Annotated in this window: 17 protein-coding genes and 1 pseudogene; 11 read left to right on the plus strand and 7 right to left on the minus strand. The window is 48.9% G+C overall.

Translation table 11 applies throughout. The features are described from left to right. Nucleotides 1–48: 48 nt before the first annotated feature. The 3 genes from araD to BJP58_RS28485 all read left to right on the plus strand — a co-directional run bounded on the left by araD (nucleotide 49) and on the right by BJP58_RS28485 (nucleotide 3,695). Nucleotides 49–738, plus strand: a complete 690-nt coding sequence (gene araD, locus BJP58_RS28475) for an L-ribulose-5-phosphate 4-epimerase (RefSeq protein WP_071222819.1) — start codon at nucleotides 49–51, stop codon at nucleotides 736–738. Between the two features lie 43 nt (nucleotides 739–781). After that, nucleotides 782–2,452, plus strand: coding sequence for a ribulokinase (locus BJP58_RS28480; protein ID WP_194541554.1), 1,671 nt, complete (start codon nucleotides 782–784; stop codon nucleotides 2,450–2,452). Between the two features lie 61 nt (nucleotides 2,453–2,513). Beyond that, on the plus strand, nucleotides 2,514–3,695 hold the full coding sequence (locus tag BJP58_RS28485; protein WP_194541555.1) for a sn-glycerol-1-phosphate dehydrogenase: 1,182 nt from the start codon (nucleotides 2,514–2,516) through the stop codon (nucleotides 3,693–3,695). 210 nt (nucleotides 3,696–3,905) lie between these two features. Here BJP58_RS28485 and BJP58_RS28490 read toward each other — a convergent pair whose 3' ends face one another. Beyond that, a complete protein-coding gene (locus tag BJP58_RS28490; RefSeq protein WP_194541556.1) occupies nucleotides 3,906–4,823 on the minus strand; it encodes an ArsR/SmtB family transcription factor in 918 nt (305 codons plus the stop codon). Between the two features lie 423 nt (nucleotides 4,824–5,246). Between BJP58_RS28490 and arfA the strand changes: the two genes are divergently transcribed. The 5 genes from arfA (at nucleotide 5,247) to BJP58_RS28515 (ending at nucleotide 10,359) form a co-directional block, all read left to right on the plus strand. Continuing rightward, nucleotides 5,247–6,734: an arabinosylfuranosidase ArfA gene (gene arfA, locus BJP58_RS28495; protein ID WP_194545092.1), complete on the plus strand. Its 1,488-nt coding sequence runs from the start codon at nucleotides 5,247–5,249 to the stop codon at nucleotides 6,732–6,734. A gap of 159 nt (nucleotides 6,735–6,893) precedes the next feature. After that, on the plus strand, nucleotides 6,894–8,222 hold the full coding sequence (locus BJP58_RS28500; RefSeq protein ID WP_194541557.1) for an ABC transporter substrate-binding protein: 1,329 nt from the start codon (nucleotides 6,894–6,896) through the stop codon (nucleotides 8,220–8,222). A gap of 78 nt (nucleotides 8,223–8,300) precedes the next feature. Further along, nucleotides 8,301–9,194 (plus strand): carbohydrate ABC transporter permease, encoded by an 894-nt coding sequence (locus BJP58_RS28505; RefSeq protein ID WP_194541558.1) that lies wholly within the window; start codon nucleotides 8,301–8,303, stop codon nucleotides 9,192–9,194. Between the two features lie 2 nt (nucleotides 9,195–9,196). Continuing rightward, nucleotides 9,197–10,030, plus strand: coding sequence for a carbohydrate ABC transporter permease (locus tag BJP58_RS28510; protein WP_071222826.1), 834 nt, complete (start codon nucleotides 9,197–9,199; stop codon nucleotides 10,028–10,030). 113 nt (nucleotides 10,031–10,143) lie between these two features. Next, nucleotides 10,144–10,359 carry a DUF2905 domain-containing protein gene (locus tag BJP58_RS28515; protein WP_071223055.1) on the plus strand — a complete coding sequence of 72 codons (216 nt, stop codon included), beginning with the start codon at nucleotides 10,144–10,146 and terminating at the stop codon, nucleotides 10,357–10,359. 137 nt (nucleotides 10,360–10,496) lie between these two features. Here BJP58_RS28515 and BJP58_RS28520 read toward each other — a convergent pair. The 6 genes and pseudogenes from BJP58_RS28520 to BJP58_RS28545 form a co-directional block, all read right to left on the minus strand. Then, nucleotides 10,497–11,847: pseudogene (locus BJP58_RS28520) on the minus strand (IS3 family transposase). A 74-nt stretch (nucleotides 11,848–11,921) separates the two neighbouring features. Further along, nucleotides 11,922–12,791: a YitT family protein gene (locus BJP58_RS28525; RefSeq protein ID WP_194545093.1), complete on the minus strand. Its 870-nt coding sequence runs from the start codon at nucleotides 12,789–12,791 to the stop codon at nucleotides 11,922–11,924. Nucleotides 12,792–12,808: 17 nt separating this feature from the next. Further along, the gene (locus BJP58_RS28530) at nucleotides 12,809–14,053 is read right to left on the minus strand and encodes a cation:proton antiporter (protein ID WP_194541559.1); all 1,245 of its coding nucleotides are present in this window, start codon (nucleotides 14,051–14,053) and stop codon (nucleotides 12,809–12,811) included. Between the two features lie 3 nt (nucleotides 14,054–14,056). Then, the gene (locus BJP58_RS28535; RefSeq protein WP_071222829.1) at nucleotides 14,057–14,548 is read right to left on the minus strand and encodes a cation:proton antiporter regulatory subunit; all 492 of its coding nucleotides are present in this window, start codon (nucleotides 14,546–14,548) and stop codon (nucleotides 14,057–14,059) included. A gap of 234 nt (nucleotides 14,549–14,782) precedes the next feature. After that, on the minus strand, nucleotides 14,783–15,127 hold the full coding sequence (locus BJP58_RS28540; protein WP_194541560.1) for a hypothetical protein: 345 nt from the start codon (nucleotides 15,125–15,127) through the stop codon (nucleotides 14,783–14,785). A gap of 141 nt (nucleotides 15,128–15,268) precedes the next feature. After that, nucleotides 15,269–15,460 carry a hypothetical protein gene (locus BJP58_RS28545; RefSeq protein ID WP_071222831.1) on the minus strand — a complete coding sequence of 64 codons (192 nt, stop codon included), beginning with the start codon at nucleotides 15,458–15,460 and terminating at the stop codon, nucleotides 15,269–15,271. Nucleotides 15,461–15,674: 214 nt separating this feature from the next. Here BJP58_RS28545 and BJP58_RS28550 point away from each other — a divergent pair, with 214 nt between their 5' ends. The 3 genes from BJP58_RS28550 (at nucleotide 15,675) to BJP58_RS28560 (ending at nucleotide 18,652) form a co-directional block, all read left to right on the plus strand. Continuing rightward, nucleotides 15,675–16,298 (plus strand): copper amine oxidase N-terminal domain-containing protein, encoded by a 624-nt coding sequence (locus BJP58_RS28550; protein WP_194541561.1) that lies wholly within the window; start codon nucleotides 15,675–15,677, stop codon nucleotides 16,296–16,298. Between the two features lie 51 nt (nucleotides 16,299–16,349). Next, entirely contained in the window at nucleotides 16,350–16,781 is a 432-nt protein-coding gene (locus tag BJP58_RS28555) for a zinc ribbon domain-containing protein (RefSeq protein WP_194541562.1), read from the plus strand. A 314-nt stretch (nucleotides 16,782–17,095) separates the two neighbouring features. Continuing rightward, nucleotides 17,096–18,652 carry an extracellular solute-binding protein gene (locus BJP58_RS28560; RefSeq protein WP_194541563.1) on the plus strand — a complete coding sequence of 519 codons (1,557 nt, stop codon included), beginning with the start codon at nucleotides 17,096–17,098 and terminating at the stop codon, nucleotides 18,650–18,652.

Below are 18,652 nucleotides of genomic sequence, written 5' to 3' on the forward strand. Positions count from 1 at the left end.
CTTGTACGTACAACTATATTTTTCAAATATAGAGAGGAGCGGTTGTTCATGTTGGAGGATTTAAAGCAGCAGGTGCTGGAGGCGAATCTGGAGCTTCCGAAGCACGGACTCGTTACCTTTACATGGGGAAATGTCAGCGGCATCGACCGTGAACGTGGACTGTTTGTCATTAAGCCAAGCGGTGTGCCTTATGAGGATTTGAAAGCGGCCGACATGGTCGTTCTGGATTTGAAGGGAAATGTCGTTGAAGGGGATATGCGCCCCTCCTCCGATACCCCGACTCATCTGGTCCTATATCAGAACTTTAAAGAGATTGGCGGAATTGTGCATACCCACTCTCCGTGGGGAACGAGTTGGGCTCAAGCCGGACGTGCGCTTCCTGCATACGGAACGACGCACGCCGACTATTTTTACGGAGAGATTCCGGTTACGCGGCCCATGACCCGCGAAGAAATTGAGGGAGCCTATGAGCTGGAGACGGGCAACGTTATTGTCGAGCGATTCGCGGACCTGGATCCGAACATGGTGCCCGGGGTGCTTGTCCATTCGCATGCGCCATTCGTGTGGGGCAAGGATCCGCATAATGCGGTGCATAACGCGGTAGTGTTAGAGGAATGCGCTAAAATTGCAGCCCGGATGCAGCAAATTAATCCGGAAACCGAACCGATGGATCAGACGCTGCTGGATCGCCATTTTTTGCGGAAGCATGGAGTTAATGCCTATTACGGTCAAAAGTAACTTGTATTCATCATTCATGATTTCATCTGTAGGAGGAAATAAGATGGGGAATAAATACACCATTGGTGTTGATTACGGAACACAGTCCGGGCGAGCGGTGTTGGTTAATTTGGCTGACGGGCAGGAAGTAGCGGATCATGTTACGCCTTACCGGCATCATGTCATCGATGAATTTTTGCCAGGTTCCGGTAAGAAGCTGGAGCACGATTGGGCGCTGCAGCATCCGGGGGATTATCTGGAGGTTCTGAAGGTATCCGTGCCTGCCGTTATTCAGCAATCCGGCATTGATCCGGCGGATGTGATCGGCATCGGCATTGATTTTACGGCTTGCACCATGCTGCCCGTTGACGAGCTTGGGGAGCCGCTCTGCTTCCAACCGGAGCTGGCCGACCAGCCGCACAGCTGGGTTAAGCTGTGGAAGCATCATGCCGCCCAGCCTGAAGCAGACAAGATCAACGCGATTGCCGCTGAGCGCGGAGAAGCCTTCTTGCCCCGCTATGGCGGGAAGATTTCTTCCGAATGGATGATTGCCAAGGTCTGGCAAATTCTTGATGAGGCACCGGCGATCTATGAACGTGCGGACCGATTCCTGGAAGCGACCGATTGGGTCATTTCCCAAATGACCGGCCAGATTGTCCGCAACAGCTGTACGGCTGGTTACAAGGCGATATGGCATAAACAAGACGGATATCCAAGCAAGGAATATTTTAAGGCGCTGGACCCCCGGTTGGAGGATCTGACCGATACGAAGCTGCGCGGAGAGGTCCGTCCCCTCGGCAGCAGCGCAGGCGGTCTTACTGAGAAGATGGCGGAGATGATGGGCTTAACTCCAGGGATTGCCGTGGCCGTCGGCAACGTTGACGCTCATGCCGCGGTGCCTGCGGTCGGTGTCGTCACACCGGGCAAGCTGGTAATGGCGATGGGCACATCGATCTGCCATATGCTGCTCGGTACCGAAGAGAAGCAGGTTGAAGGGATGTGCGGTGTCGTCGAGGATGGCATCATTCCCGGATTATACGGTTATGAAGCCGGGCAATCGGCAGTAGGCGATATTTTTGAATGGTACGTCGAGGAAGCGCTTCCCGCGTATGTAAAAGAAGCTGCGTCCGAGGAAGGAATCGGCGTGCATCAATGGCTTGAGCGAGAAGCGGCTGCCTATAAGCCGGGTCAAACCGGATTGCTTGCACTGGATTGGTGGAACGGCAACCGTTCCGTGCTGGTGGATACGGATCTGACCGGGCTGATCTTAGGGATGACCCTGTTGACGAAGCCGCAGGAAATCTACCGCGCCTTGCTTGAGGCGACCGCATTCGGTACGCGCAAAATCGTGGACGCTTTTCACGAGAACGGTGTCGCGGTGGACGTCCTGTATGCTTGCGGCGGACTGCCTCAAAAGAACCGTCTCTTGATGCAGATTTATGCGGATGTGACGAATCGCGAAATTATGGTGGCTGATTCCAAACAGACGCCGGCGCTTGGCGCCGCGATGTTCGCTGCAGTCGCTGCGGGCGAGGCGCAGGGCGGGTATGATTCGATTATCGATGCCGCCGAGAAGATGGCACGGGTGAAGGAAGAGACCTTCAAGCCGATTCCGGAGCATGTGGAAGTGTATGAGCAGTTGTATCAGGAATACAGCAAGCTGCATGACTATTTTGGCCGGGGCGAAAACGACGTGATGAAGCGGCTGAAACGAATTAAGCAAACGGCTGAATAGGCCCTGTCAGACTAGAAGCCTGAATAAATACGGCAGGATGGGATGAAGGAGAGGAACGAACGTGACGGATTACTTGAACGAATCAAAAGGTTTAATGAACCGGATTAGGGAGCAGCAGCCGACGTTCCGCGGGCTAGAAACCATGGTGCTTGAGCCCGGCGCTGTGCAAGACGTGCCTTCGTATCTTAAACGGCAGGGCCTCAGTTCACCAATCGTTGTTGCAGATGCGAATACGTATGAAGCGGCGGGTAAAAAGCTGGTGCAGAGCCTGGAAGCCGATGGTCAGAAGCCCCGGCTGTGTCTGATTCAGCCAGATGAGCAAGGCGACGTTGTCGCGGATGAACGCTCCTTGATGCAGCTGTTTATCGAATTGGAGCCTGAAGAGACAGGATGCCTGATCGCTGTGGGGTCCGGGACCATTCATGACATTACGCGCTTTGTGAGTCATCGGAGCGGCAAACCCTTCATCTCGGTGCCTACGGCACCTTCGGTCGACGGCTTTACTTCGGCGGGAGCGCCGATCGTGGTCCGGGGAGTCAAGCAAACCTTTGCGGCCACGGCTCCGATCGCGATATTCGCCGATCCGGACATTCTTGTGAAGGCACCGCAGCCGCTGGTAGCGGCAGGCTTTGGCGATATGCTAGGCAAATATACATCGCTGCTGGATTGGAAATTCTCTTCGACCACGGCCGGCGAGCCCTATGATGAACAGGTGGCGGCCATTACGGAGAAGGCGCTTGAGGCTTGCATTCAGCATGTGGAGGCGATTGGCCAGCGCACGGAGGAAGGGATCCGCATTCTGATGACGGCTTTGATCGAGTCGGGTATCGCGATGCTGCTGTTCGGTCAGTCCCACCCTGCCTCCGGGGCGGAACATCATCTGTCGCATTATTGGGAGATGGAGTACTTGCGCCGCGGCAACCGGGCCCTGCTGCATGGTGCCAAAGTGGGGGTGGCCTGCAGCGAAATATCGAGCCTTTATCACGACGCGGCCGATAAGGGCATGTATCCTCATGCCGAGCCTACACACTGGGCGACATATAGAGAGCAGGTTCGGGAGTGGCTGCATAAGGTCCCTTCGAAGGAGGAGATCGCCGAGCTGCTGCGGCAAGCCGGAGGTCCGTCAACCCTGCAGGAGCTTGGCATTGATGACGAGCTGTTCCGGGAGAGTCTTCAGGAAGCGCACACGCTGCGCGACCGCCATACCATTTTGAGGGCATTGAACGAGGGCAAGGTTGGTTAGAAAAGACGGAGCAGTCCATGGAAGTGGATGAATCATGAACTGTAATCGTTCAATAAAACAGTGAAGTTATCATTCGTGTTCTTAACACAGGCTTATGATGATATCTATGAAAAAGAGGCTCTTTATGATCGAATGATCATGGAGAGCCCCTTTTTGTTGAAATCCTTTGTGTCTCAAAGCATTCAAATAACGAAGTATCTGTATTTCCTCTTAATCTTCCTTCACATCATACAGCACGCGGGCCAACAGGTCCTGGCTGTAGTTGCCGAAATGCTTGCCGTAAATCGTTAAACCGCGTTTATTAACAGATCGCTCGTTAACGGCGATCCTGAAGGTGAGCTCGCTCTTGTAATCAAGCTGAATCTGGTTCAGACCGACATCCGAAATGCGGCATCCATCGATAAAGCTGCCTTCCTTGTTAATCCGGATCAGCTTCAACATGCCGTATTGGTTCAAATGCGGCGGCCACCATTCAGGGTTGAAGGTACCCCGTTTGTCCCCGAAATCTCCCGGACTTGTCCAGCTGCCAATCTCGATCCCGTTAACGTAAAAGAAAATGTCCGACGGATAATTGTCGCAATATCCCGGCGCCTCGGAGCCAAGCTCTAGAGAGAATTGGATCTCGCGGAACGATTGGTTGGACTTCAAATAATTCGGAATCCGGTATTCCAGGAAACCTTCGGTAAGCCAGATGATCTCCGAGTTGATCCGCTCCGGATCGGCGAAATAACGCGGATCGTCAAAATCTCCGATAATGCTGTCCTTGGTCGCAAGCCCGCAGGTCGGGATAGCTTGATAATCGCTGTAATGGCCAACCTGAATCTCCACCTCGTACAAGTTATCAATGTCCTTGCTGCGAAGATCAACCATGAGGGTATCTTTGTTCAGGTAGCAGATTTTCTGAATGCCATGCTTCCCGCCAGTCGTATTGATTTCGATCAGGCCGCTATCTTCCAATTTCTTGATATGCATAGTAATAGCGCCATTGCTGAGATTCAGCTTGTTCGCGAGATCGTTCAGGTTCAAGCTTTGGTTCTTGGCCAGCAGTTCCAAAATTTGAATGCGAATTTCCGAGCTGAGCGCTTTAAAGATGTCAAGCCCGCTCATTAAATCTTTAATGTAGATCATCTTATCTCAAACCTTCTTCCGATTAAAGGATTATATAACGATGGTAAATAGGTAAAGTTGTTTATTTCAAATAATTATAAATCAATATGTGCGCTAAATAAAGATGCCATCTGATTCTGCGTGATTTTTATTGAAAAATAACAATTCGAATAGTTAAAACTCACTTTGTTTGAAATTATTATGAAAATAATAACTCGAAATACACGGGAAAATGGTGATTTTGAGCAGGATTAAACGATCTTTTAGGGATAAAAGTAATTCATTTCTAATTTTTATAAATCATTTTATATTTCTATATTTACAGCCGACCTCTCATATGATATTTTATACTTGAAAACGAATTCATTCAATATTATTTGAATTGTTTCATAATTATATTAACGGAAGGTGAAGGACTTGGCAGCTGAGAAATTGAAAGCACGTATGATCGTGGATAAGTCGTTTCGGATCGCGCAAGTTGATAACCGTATTTATGGTTCGTTCATTGAACATCTAGGCCGCGCTGTATATGGTGGGATTTACGAACCCGGCCATGAAACCGCGGATGCAGGAGGTTTTCGTAACGACGTAAAGGAACTGATCAAGGAACTGGATGTCCCGATTATAAGATATCCCGGCGGGAATTTTGTATCGGGCTATAACTGGGAAGATGGCGTAGGTCCTGTTGCCGAACGGCCAAAGCGGCTGGAGCTGGCCTGGAGAACGCTGGAGCCGAACGATGTCGGCACGAACGAGTTTATATCCTGGGCCAAGGAAGTGGGTTCGGATGTCATGATGGCCGTGAACCTGGGTACTCGGGGGATCGATGCCGCCAGAAATCTGCTGGAATACACCAACCATCCCGGAGGCACATATTGGAGTGATCTAAGACGCAGTCATGGTTATGAACAGCCGCACAAGATCAAGACCTGGTGTCTTGGCAACGAGATGGATGGACCTTGGCAGATCGGACATAAGACCTCGACGGAATACGGCCGGCTTGCGCTGGAGACGGCAAAAGCCATGCGGCTTGTCGACCCGACCATTGAACTGGTTTCATGCGGAAGCTCGAGCACGGGGATGCCGACATTCCCTGAATGGGAAGCCGTGACGCTGGATCATACGTACGAGGCGGTTGATTACATATCGCTGCATCAATATTACGGTAACCGCGATAACGATACCGCCAACTATCTGGCCCTTTCCCTGGATATGGATCACTTTATTCATACGGTCAAATCCACCTGCGATTACATCAAGGCTAAGAAACGCAGCAAAAAGACAATGTATCTCAGCTTCGACGAGTGGAATGTCTGGTACCATTCCAATGACGCCGACAGGCAGATTGATCCATGGAGCATTGCTCCGCCGCAGCTGGAGGATGTGTATAATTTCGAAGATGCCATTCTTGTCGGCAGCATGCTGATCACCTTCCTGCGCCACGCAGACCGGGTGAAGATGGCTTGCCTGGCACAGCTCGTCAACGTAATCGCGCCGATTATGACCGAGAACGGTGGCCGTTCTTGGAAGCAGACGATTTTTTATCCGTATCTGCATGCTTCCAGATTTGGCCGGGGCGTATCGCTGCTGCCGATCGTTGAGTCACCGAAGTATGATTCCAAGGATTTTACCGATGTTCCGTATTTGGACAGCGCGGTTGTTCATAACGAAGAGGATGAAGAAATTACGATCTTTGCCGTGAATCGTCATCTGGAGGAAGCATTGGAGCTCGAATGTGATGTGCGCAGCTTTGAAGGCTACAGGCTGTTGGAGCATATCGTGATGGAGCATGAGGATCTGAAAGCGGTGAATACCGCATCCGAGGAAAGAGTCAAGCCTCATCACCAGGGTGGAGCTAAGCTTGATAATGGCATGGTTACCACAAGGCTTGGCAAAGCATCATGGAACGTTATTCGCTTGAAAAAAGCTTAAGGAAATTCACGGGGCAGTTGAATCATGGGCTGCCCCATCTCCCAACTACTCATATCAAATTACACACATTATGAAAGCGCTTTATTTCTGGAGGAGAGCAGAAGTACGATTTTTGAAGTGTAGGTTTGTATGAACGAACATTAAGGGAGGTCCAGTAGGATGATGAAAAAATGGATGGTTGTATTCATGGTGTTATGTTTGACGCTGTTTCTGTGGGGGTGCGGTAAATCGAACAATGCCGGCGGCGAAACCTCGGTTCTGGATGGCGGGGCAGGGGAAAGCGCTACGGAGTTGTCTTATTGGACGTTTGTTGAGCTGCATGGACAGCATTTCGAGAAAATGCTGGGTAAATGGAACGCTGAGAATCCCGAACGCCAAATCAAGCTGAACGTGACGGTCATGCCGTATGACGACATGCATAACAAATTGTCTATTGCGGTTCAATCGGGGACAGGGGCACCCGACATTGCGGATATCGAGCTTGGGAAGTTTCCAGATTTCCTGTCCGGTACGCCGCAGCTGGAACCGCTCAATGACGTGATTGATCCATACCGGGATACCATCGTCAAATCCCGAATTGACTTATACAGCAAGGAAGATGTTAACTACGGCATCCCGACCCATGTTGGCGCATCCGTAGCCTTCTATAATACCGAGATTTTGGAGGAGGCCGGGGTCAACTTTGAGGATATCGTAACTTGGGAGGATTTCAAGCAGGCGGGTATCCAGGTGTATGAAAAAACGGGCAAGTACATGGGAACAGCCGATACAAGCGCAGCCTGGCAAGCTTCCATGCTATTGGCGCAGCAAGGCGCGGATCTGACGGACGATTCCGGCAATCCGATCGTGAACTCGGAAGCGATGGTGAAGGCCATGACGCTGCTCAAGGACTTGCAGGATAACAATGTCATAGCGACCATTGCCGGCGGCCAGCCCGATACCGAGGAAGCCTATGGGGAGTTTAATGCAGGAAATTACGCTACGGCCTTTATGCCGCTGTGGCAAATGTCCAGATACACCAACTACATGTCCGACTTGTCCGGGAAAATAGCCATCGCGCCGATTCCGGTCATTGAAGAAGGAATGCCAAGATCGGTTGGCGGCGGCGGCACCGGCACGGTCGTTACCAAGACCGCAAAAGACGTACAGCTGGCGAAAGACTTTCTGGCATTCGCCAAGCTGTCCCTGGATGCCAATAAAGAGATCTGGAACACGCTTGGATTCGATCCGGTTAATATGGACGTTTGGGACATGAAGGATGTTACGCACAATGCCGAGAATCAGTTCGTGAAATATTTTGTCAATAACCCGTTTGATGTGTTGAATGAGATCCGGGATGAAATCCGGTTAATCAAATCGACCTCCGCATCGCCTACCATCAACAACGTCCTGTGCACCACGACCTTCAACGAGATTTTTGAGGATGGCAAGGACATTACCGAAGCACTGAATGATGCCCAAAAGCAAATTGAACAGGAATTGAAATGACACTCGCTCATACGGTACTAAAACGAAGAGCTGCTCATGGATTCGTCGGTGAGCGGCTCTCATTAAAGGAGTAGAATCATGATTAAAAAATTTCTGTACTCGCAAAAGGTTGCTCCTTACGTGTTTGTCCTGCCCTTTATTCTGGTATTCCTCATATTCTGGGTGTTTCCGCTGGGCAGCTCGTTTAGCATGAGCTTTCAGAAGACGCAGCTCGGGCAGGAGGCGGATTGGATCGGCTTGGCTAACTACGGGAAGCTGATGGGGGACGGCGTCTTTCTGAAGGCGGTGACGAACAGCGCGATATACATGATCCTGACGCTCCTTATCCTGATTCCGTTCCCCATGCTGTTTGCTGTGCTGATCAACAATAAGTTTATGTGGGGAAGAGAGTTTTTTAAGTCATCCTTTTTCTTCCCGGCACTGACGTCGGTTGTTGTAGCAGGCACCATTTTTCGGCTGATGTTCGGCGAGATGGAAGGGTCGCTCATTAACAGTATACTGGGGTGGTTCGGGATCGACCCGGTGAAGTTTCTGAAGGGACAGGTTACCGGTTTTATTGCTCTGGTGGCTCTTGCCACATGGCGGTGGACGGGAGTGAATATGCTCTATTTTTTATCTGGGCTCAAAAACATCCCGGGCGAATATTACGAGGCGGCATCCATCGATGGGGCTTCGGCCTTTCAGAAGTTTACCAAAATCACGATGCCTTTGTTGAAGCCGACCACGATTTATGTGTTAACGATCAGCATTTATGCGGGGCTTGCCATGTTTATCGAGAGCATGATGCTCTGGAACGGCAACAACTCCCCGAAAAATATCGGTCTCACGATCGTCGGTTATCTGTACCGTCAAGGCATTGAGAAGAACAATCTGGGTTATGCGGCCGCTGTAGGGATTGTGCTGCTGGCAATCACCATGCTCATTAACCTGACGCAACTGAAGCTCTCCGGCATGTTCAAGAAGGAGGATTGAGGATGAGAAGAGAAACGCTGGTCAAAATAATCCTCTTCATTTTGTTCTCCATACTGTGCTTTCTAATCCTGGTCCCTTTCTATGCCGTCACCATTGCCTCGTTTAAACCCGGCGAGGATTTGATCCGGTATGGACTGAATCTGAAATTTGACCTGTCGGTGATGAGCCTGGACAATTTCACCTACCTGTTTACAGGGGATCACTCCTACTTCATGTGGTTTTTTAACTCCTTGCTCCTTACGGTGGTGCAGGTTACGTTAACCCTGCTGGTCAGTGCAACCGTTGCCTACGGGTTTGCAGCCTACGATTTCATCGGCAAGAACTTCTTGTTTATCTGCGTGCTTCTGATTATGATGGTTCCTTTTGAAATTCTTCTTCTTCCGCTATACTCCCTGACGTACAACCTGGGCCTAATGAATTCATATTCGGCGATAGTCCTGCCGGGGATCGCGAGCGCGGCCACGATTTTCTTCTTCAGGCAGTATTTAAGAGGGGTTCCAAAAGAAATGATTGCGGCAGGGCGGGTGGACGGCGCGACCGAATACGGAATCTATATGCGGCTGATCCTGCCTGTGATGAAGCCATCCTTCGCTGCTATGGCGATTCTGAACGGCATGAACAGCTGGAACAACTTTCTATGGCCGTTCATGGTGCTCAGCGACGATAGCAAGTATACCCTTCCGATCGGATTGAAGACGCTCTTGACCCCTTACGGGAACAACTATGATTTATTAATTGTCGGCTCCTTTTTCTCGATCATCCCGATCTTTATTTTATTCATGGCCTTCCAGAAGTATTTTATCGACGGAATGACGGCTGGGGCAGTGAAAGGATGATCGCTTGATTGACAGGAAGGACCCGACCTTGCAGGCGGCACCCCAAATCCGTTATGATACAAGGAAACCTGCGTGCTTATGTGTTTGATTTGATGAATGAGGTGACCGTACCCTTGCATCCTGTAACTCGGGCTCTATTATGGATAGGTGGCGCTCTAATTGTGATCGGGCTGCTGTGGCCTGTCATTGGACGATTTGTCGGCCGGCTGCCAGGTGACATCGTGGTGGATAAACCCCATGTCAAAATTTATTTCCCGATTGTAACCTGCCTCGTCATCAGCGTGGTGGGCTCGTTGATTCTGTTTCTGATCCAGCAGTTTCGTAAATAGCAGGGATATCATAAGAAAAACGTCTTAGGGATGTTTTTCTTGTGATATCAGGAAGGCCTAAGCTTCGGAGTTTATACTCCTGATATCTTAAAAAAACAGGCTGAAGTGACCCCCAAAAGTTAGACGCGGTTATTTCATTAGGCAGCTTTCTCAAAATGAGTTCGGTACTGTACCGGACTCATTTTTAATTTTGCCTTTAACCGTTTGGTATTGTAGTATTCAACATACTTTTTCAGTTCTTCCTTAAAATGTTCCACACTTTCAAACTCTTTGTAGTACAGAAATTCCGACTTGAGAATGCCGAAGAAATTCTCTATGACGGCATTGTCGTAACAATTCTCTTTTCGTGACATGCTTTGGAGAATGCCACTCGACTTAAGCGCATGGCGATACGGCTTCATTTGGTAATGCCATCCTTGATCTGAATGAAGGAGAAGTTGGTGTTCTTCTGGCAGACGCTTCAGTCCTGCATCCAGCATCTCGGATACCAGAGAATAGGTTGGTCGTGAACCCAGGGTATAGGTGATAATTTCCCCGTTGAATAAGTCCAAAATGGGCGATAGATACAGCTTTTCTCCAAATAACTTAAACTCCGTAATGTCCGTCACCCATTTCTCATTTGGCGCCCCAGCCGTGAACTGGCGGTCCAGATGATTCGGTGCAATCTTGCCGACGGTCCCTTTATATGACTTATACTTTTTCATGCGAACCAGGCATTGAAGGCCCATCTTCTTCATGAGTCTCTGAACCTTTTTGTGGTTAACTTTCCACCCACAGACTGCCAGTTCATCACGAATACGGCGATATCCGTAACGTCCATCATGTTCCACGTAAATGGACTGGATTTCAGCCCCCAACTCGGCATTCGGATCTGGTTGGTTCATACGCTTTATAAGGTTGTAATAGGTGCTGCGCGGGATACCAGCCAGCTGTACGAGTGCCTTCACCGGATATTTATGCCTTAGTTGCCAGACGGTTTGTGCTTTGTCTTGTTTGGTGATTTTTCCTTGTTTCGAACTAAGGCATTCAACTTTTTTAGATACTCATTTTCCATTTCAAGCTGTTTGATACGTTCTTCGAGTGCTTCGACAGACCCTTGAACTACGGATCGTTCGGTAGACGAATTGGAATTTTTCTTCATGGATGGACGCCCTTTCTTTTTTGGCTCAAGGCTTCTAAACCGCCTGACTCCATCTTTCTCTGCCAGGAATACCATGGAGAAGTCCGGAAACTTAAACAAAGCAGCGGTATCCATGAGAGAAGCGTCTGATTGAGCCATATGATTGAGTACGTCCAGTTTAAAGCTTACCGGATAATTTGTATAGCCGTTAGTAAAGGCAGGCTCACCATGCATCTCATAGAGCTTCAACCAATATTGAATTGAGACTTGGTAACGCCCATTTGATTTGCGTATTCGGTCTGAGATAGAAGATCGGAGTCATACCCTTGAATTAATGCCAATTTGCTATCCTTCGTAAATTTAGTCATAAAAAAACTGCACCTCCAACTGTTAGATGTGTCTAACAATTGGGGTGCAGTTCATTTACATGTTAGAGAGAAACTTACTTCTGGATGATGGTAATCTCGGCATTCGGATCCAGGCTTCTCACAATGGATTTGAACCTGGGCATCTCCAGAATGTGAACCCGATAGACCAGCTGCGTCGAACCGATGGTGTTGCCATCATGCATAGCGTCATCTTTCGTGTTAGCAGCTTGGGAATCATATCCCATGATGGATTTTATGCTGTGTCTGATTTCCGCTTCGCTCACGCTTCGAATCCGGACCTCGCGTTTAAGCGGAAGGCTTGAAGTCGTAATACGTCCGGTCTCCAGCGCCATCAGGCAGGCGATCGCAGAGTACATCGCTCGTTCCCAGCCGAGCAGCAGTCCGGCCAATGACAGCACGAGTGTATTGACCATGATATGGACGTACGGCAGCTTTAAACGGGTCAGCAGATGTGATATCTGCTGCGGCATCTTGGGCATTTGGAGTGTGTCCAGGACGACGCCGTAACGAAGGCCGAGACCGATGCCCAGCCCAAGGATAATGCCGCCGATGCCTGCGCTCCCGATCTTGCTGTCAATGAGAGCGGGAACCGGAAAAAACAGGATCGAGCATACGGAAAAAGTAAGCAGCCCGACGGTGGCAATGACGGCTTTTTCCCGGTTGGACCTATGGTAGACCAGCAGGAGCAGAGGCAGGTTTAATGCAAACAGAAACATGCCGGTATGAAGTCCCGTCAGATGCGAAGCGAGCGCAGAAATTCCCGTTACGCCGCCCGCGATGATGCCGCTGGGAACAAGAAATAAATCTAAACCGAATGCCGCTATCAGTCCTCCGATGGCAGCCATGCTCATTCTTCTTCGTGTACTTGCCTTTTTTACGGCCTTTTGCGGACCGTTCGTTACCCGAACCGGGGCTTGAACCATAGGCAATGTACCCTCCTTTATCCGCTAGCACTTTCATCCTTTAGCTTCGGTTTAACCGGTTTCTTCTCCTTATAGTCTTTAAATTTAATGATTTTGTTCAAGAAGTTATACACATGCTTGGACTCCTTGGTGAGCAGCGGTCCGAGTATCGCCAGTATCAGCACATACAGGGCTGCAAACGGCTGAATGAAGGTTGCAAGTCCGCCCGCTTTACCCATATTCGCGAGAATAATGGAGAATTCTCCGCGAGATACGATGGTCAGACCGATATTGGAGGATGCTTTGGAGGACAATCCCGCACTGCGTCCTGCAAGCATGCCTGCAATAAAGTTTCCAAGGAGCGTGATGATCACGGCGATCAGCGATAACCACACAGCTCCGCCAAGCTCGGAAGGTACAATCGTTAAACCGAAGCTAAAGAAGAATATGGCTCCAAAGAAATCACGGAATGGTAATATCAAATGCTCAATGCGTTCACGATGCTCTGTCTCAGCCAGGACAAGCCCGACGAGAAGAGCGCCGATGGCCTCGGCGACATGAATCGTCTCGGCGAATCCTGCGAGCAGGAACAACGCGCCAAAAACAACCAAGGCAAACAATTCGTTCGACCGTATATTTAATGCTTTATTCAGAAGTGGTACGGCTTTACGGCCAAGAATAAGGACAAGCAGCATAAATCCGAGGGCGATCACCGCAGATATCAGTACTCCGCCCAGCGATGATGATCCGCTCAATACGAGTCCGGAAAGAATAGAGATATAGACAGCCAGGAAAACATCCTCGAACATGATAATACCAAGAATCATCTCGGTTTCGGGATTCGCCGTTCTTTTCAGGTCAACCAGCACCTTCGCTACGATCGCGCTTGAGGAGATGGTGGTTATTCCCGCTACAATGAGTGTCTCCGCCACGGGGAATCCGGAAAAGATCCCGATCATCAGTCCAAGCGTAAAGTTAATGGCAATATAGATGCTGCCGCCGACAACGATGGACTTCCCTGATTTGATTAACCGGCCGACCGAGAATTCAAGGCCAAGATAGAACAGAAGGAACAGTACGCCGATGCGACCCATAAAGTCGATGAACGGGGCGCTTTCTATAAAACGAAAATCGAATGATCCAAAATGAAAAGCATGAGGCCCTACCGCCATCCCTACCAGAATGTAGAAAGGGACGACGGAAAACCGGAGTTTAGCTGATAACAACCCCGCCAGGGCGATCAGGAAAATCGCCAGTCCAACTTCTAAAACCAAATGATCCATTCATCAACCACGTCCGTTCATCAAGATTTGTTTAAATAGCCGCTGTTGTTGACGTTCACCGACGACAACGAGAGTCGAGTCCGGCGTAATAATAACGTCAGGTCCGGGATTGATTTGTTTACTGTTTTTATCAACTGTGGCAATGATGGTTGCACCAGAGGCTTGACGTACGCCCAAATCACCAATCGATTTGCCTGCCCCGTAATAATGGGGCTCGATGCGATACCATTCGATAATCAATTCGTCCAGCGCGATGTCGATCGTTTCCAGCGCTTTAGGTTTATAAGTGAGACCGCCAACGATGGCGGCAATTTGGCGAGCCTCATCATCATCCAGGGAAATCATGGAGATGCTTTCGTCCGGATCGTCATGCTCATAATGGTACATTTCACGGCGGCCGTCATCGTGGATGATAATGACCAGTTTATCACCACCGCGGGTATCAATTACGAACTTCTTACCAATTCCGGGCAAATCTGTTTCGCGAACATGCATAGGTTAAAATCCTCCTAAAAATACACTTTTTAGTTTTTTGCAGACCGGTCACACGGATCTCAAAATATACGCAGCCAAATACAACAATCCATTCAGGATGAAATTGTACAGTCTTTAATAAACCTATGTGCATACGTAAATCATCACAGGTTGATCGTAGGGTTGCCTGAGAAATGAGAAATTGGGCGAATTTAAGAAACCGCAGTCAGTTTGAAAGCGAAAAAGGGGAGGATACTAAACGAACTTCGATGTGTATTTAATGGGGAATAATAATAAAAGCCGGAGTCGAAGCGGAATGATCGGCCGATAAGGCAGACGTGTTTTGGGAGCCTGCAGCATGAGAACGGCCGACATCAATAAGAACAGCGGCAAGGCATTGCCGGCTGCCTTAAGTTTGGAGAGAATGTGAGAGTGTTTCAGAACAGCCGCTTTGAGATGATGGTCGTGCTTGTATACATACCGCTCATCATGGGCTTCGCTGCTGTAGTACTCCTGGACGGGAATGTAAAGGGCAAATGCCGTAACCAGAACAAGTACCAGCATCCAAAGAATTCTTGCTGTTTTTAAGAAACAGTTCACGGTTACTCCTCCCTTCGTCCCAAGCTTCTATGTTAATCATAACATAAAAATAATCGTTCTCAAAACGAGAACGATAAATTATTTTTGAACACTTTAACAGATTGATTATATTTTTTACATTATATTGAAACGGGACTTGTCTTACTTTTTACGAAGTTTATCGTAATTTTCCGTATCGGGATCGATATCGATTTTCGATTCATCTTTGTCTTCCAAAACGCCAAGGACCAGATCGTCGAGTTTGTCGGTTGCGGCTTGATCCGGACGATCGGGCTCGGGAATAGGGTCAACGCCGGGGAACTGTCCATCATATTCAGGTTTCTTTTTATTCATCAGGGTCTCATTCCTTTCTGGCAATATTTTGGCACAAAAGGATCTGTTATATGTAACGAATAAACGCGGGGGTTGAGAATGAAACAAGGCAAGCGATCATCAGCATGCAATAGTCTTTCTTTTATATTATGTAGCCCTCTATATATCCATCTGCTATATAAGAAATATGCTAGAATGTAGTGGAGGAATATTATACCAGGGGGTAATGTTAGTTATGAAGAAAAAAATGCTGTGCTGCACCATCGCTTTATTGCTTGTGTCCGGTTCGGTTGTTTCTGCTCATCCGGGAAGAACGGATGCCAATGGCGGGCATACCTGCCGTACCAATTGCGAACGCTGGGGTCTGTCTTATGGCGAGTATCATTATCATAACGGCGGAAGGAGCTCTTCAGGCAGCACATCGCCTTCATCGACGCCTAAAGCCAAATCATCGAAGAACAGTACGACAAAATCCGCTGCGCCGAAGCCGGCAGCGCCTGCTTATGCCAAGTCGGGTCTTAAAGTTTTCGTGAACGGCAGCGTGGTGAAGTTTGGCAGTGAGCCGTTGGTGTATAACAACGTCAATTTGGTGCCGCTGCGGGAAATCGCTGAAGGAATGGGAGCTGAGGTTACCTGGAATCGCGAAGCGGCCAGCATTGGCGTGCAAAGAGGCAAACATAAAATAACACTTACGATTGGCAGCAAAACCGTCTTTTACAACGGCAAATCGGAATCCGTTACGGTCGCTCCAAAAGTGATCGACGGCGTGACGTACGTTCCGATTCAGGTGTTTGCAAGAGGCCTTGGTGCTGGCGTGAACTATACCGATCATGATAAAATTCTGAGAATCTCCTTGTAGGAATAAAAATAAATTCTGCTTCAAAGGGTGAATAGAGAGGGGAGAGCATACTTGAGTTTTTTTGATAAATTTAAGGCCGGTGTGTCCGACGCCGGAAACAAAGCCAAAACGTTGGTGGAGATCAATCGGTTAAAGCTGCAAAACAACGGTAAAAAAAGCGACATCGATGAACAGCTTCTGGAAATCGGCAAGGTTGTATTTGCTGCAACCGAAGCTGGGAAATGGACGCCTGATCAGGAGAGTATTCAGAGCTACGTGGCCAAGATTCATCAATTGAATTTTGAAATCGAACAAAATCTGCTTCAAATCGCCAATCTTACGGATGAGAAGGTATGCAGAGGCTGTGGGAACAGCTCCGCTATGAACGCTAAGTTTTGTGCCCACTGTGGCCGTACGTTCGAAGTGATCCAAGTGCAATCGGAAGAGCAGCGTAAAGAAATTCCGCTTCTGGAAGACGGCAGCGAACAAGAGGAACCGAAATAATATTATGGGTCTAACTGTCCTCATTATTTTGGGCGGGCCGATCACTTGGAGCGGGAGCTTATTCTTGCATGTGTGTTGTGCCAAACAATAACACGAGCTGTAAAAAGGGACGTCATGGTCCTTGATGTCAGGATGAATGTTTTTGTTATAGATAGAGCCGCACCCTGGTTTGGGAAGACCGGGGACGGCTCTTTTCTTTTTGTCCGGGGTGAAGGAAGCTGCAAAACATTACAGAATGATTATAAAGGTGAGCTAACTCACCATAAAATCGTTATATAGTAATATTAGCTTACTAGCTGAGGGAGTGAGGACATATGCCGATGAACAAGGCCTGTAATGATGAGTTATTTCAACATGGGAATCGAAGGGTGTCAAGGCTGCTTAAAGGTAACGTTCTATTGCTTCCCGTCTGTGTATTTCTGATGCTCCTTGCTGCCGGGTGTAACAAGACGGACTCTGAGGGAGAACATCCGCCGGAGAATCAACCGAAGAGCGCATCCATCAGCATCGTTATTTCCAGTCTCGGGATGACGTTTCCTGCCGGCATGGACGAGAATGACAATCCGTATCTGAATTACATTGAAGAGCGCACGGGACTTGAAATCGGAGTTAATCTTCCGCCGCCTGAGGTATACAACGAGAAGCTGGATGTCATTATGTCCTCCGGCAACTTGCCGGATATGCTTCATACGTATGAACCGGTGTGGTTCGACAATTATGTCAAACAAAAGGCATTTATGCCGCTGGATGAGTTAATCGACAAGCATGGTCCCCATCTAAAAGAGAAAATTCCGCCGGAGGTCTGGGATCGGGTTCGATATGGCGGTAAAATCTATGCGGTGCCAAGCTTGAATGAGGTGACCGGGGCAGAGCTAATGTATGTCCGAAAGGATTGGCTTGATCGGCTTGGCCTGGAACCGCCTGAAACACTGGAGGAATATTACGAAGTCATCCGTGCCTTCACGCTCGATGATCCGGACGGCAACGGCGTGCAGGATACGATCGGCCTTACCCTGACATCGAAGTTGGGCAGGTCTTCCCCGTTCTTCGGCGCCTTCGGCACGCAGCGGAATACGTGGTTTGAACGGGATGGGCAGTTGGTGAACGGAAGTATTCTGCCTGAAACAAAGGAGACCCTCGCGTTTTTTGCCAAGCTGTATCAGGAGAATCTGCTTGATCGGGAATTTCCTCTTAACCTGCAAAATAATCTGTTCGAAAAAATAGAAAATGGCACGGTGGGCCTCTTCTCCGCAGCTTGGTACGACACGCGGGGACCGATTGCGGCCAATATGAGCAAGGATCCGGAGGCAAAGTGGATTCCGCTACCGTATCCCACGGGACCGGACGGACTCAAAGGGGTAGAGGGCAAGGATATTATCCGCGGCTACAATGTCATTCCCGCCGAATCGGTGAAAGCAGCCGAAGTGATTAAGTTTCTGGACTTTATTGCCAGTGACTATAAGACGCTGAAGCTCGGCTTCGAGAACGAAATCTGGCGTTGGGAGGACGGGGCGATCGTGACGGATTTTGCGCTTCACGACAAGCATTTGTACCGTGGAATTTATCAGTCGCTTGTTGATGTGCCGGACCAAATGCTGTTTAAGGAGCGGCTTGACTCACTAGGCGATTTCAACCTATACAACAACTTGCAGATGATTCATTCGCATATAACCCCGAATGCATTCTATGGTGTTCCCACACCTGCCATGACGAAGTACAGCAATAAGCTTAAAAATCTGGAGGACGTGTTTACGAAGATCATTATGGGGCTGGAACCGCTGGATGCCTTCGATGACTATGTGAAGAGGTGGAAGGAAGAAGGAGGAGATGAAATCACGAAGGAAGTGAATGAATGGTACTCCAAACAATGA

Origin of the sequence: Paenibacillus sp. JZ16 (assembly GCF_015326965.1) — a bacterium.
Lineage (GTDB): Bacteria > Bacillota > Bacilli > Paenibacillales > Paenibacillaceae > Paenibacillus_AQ.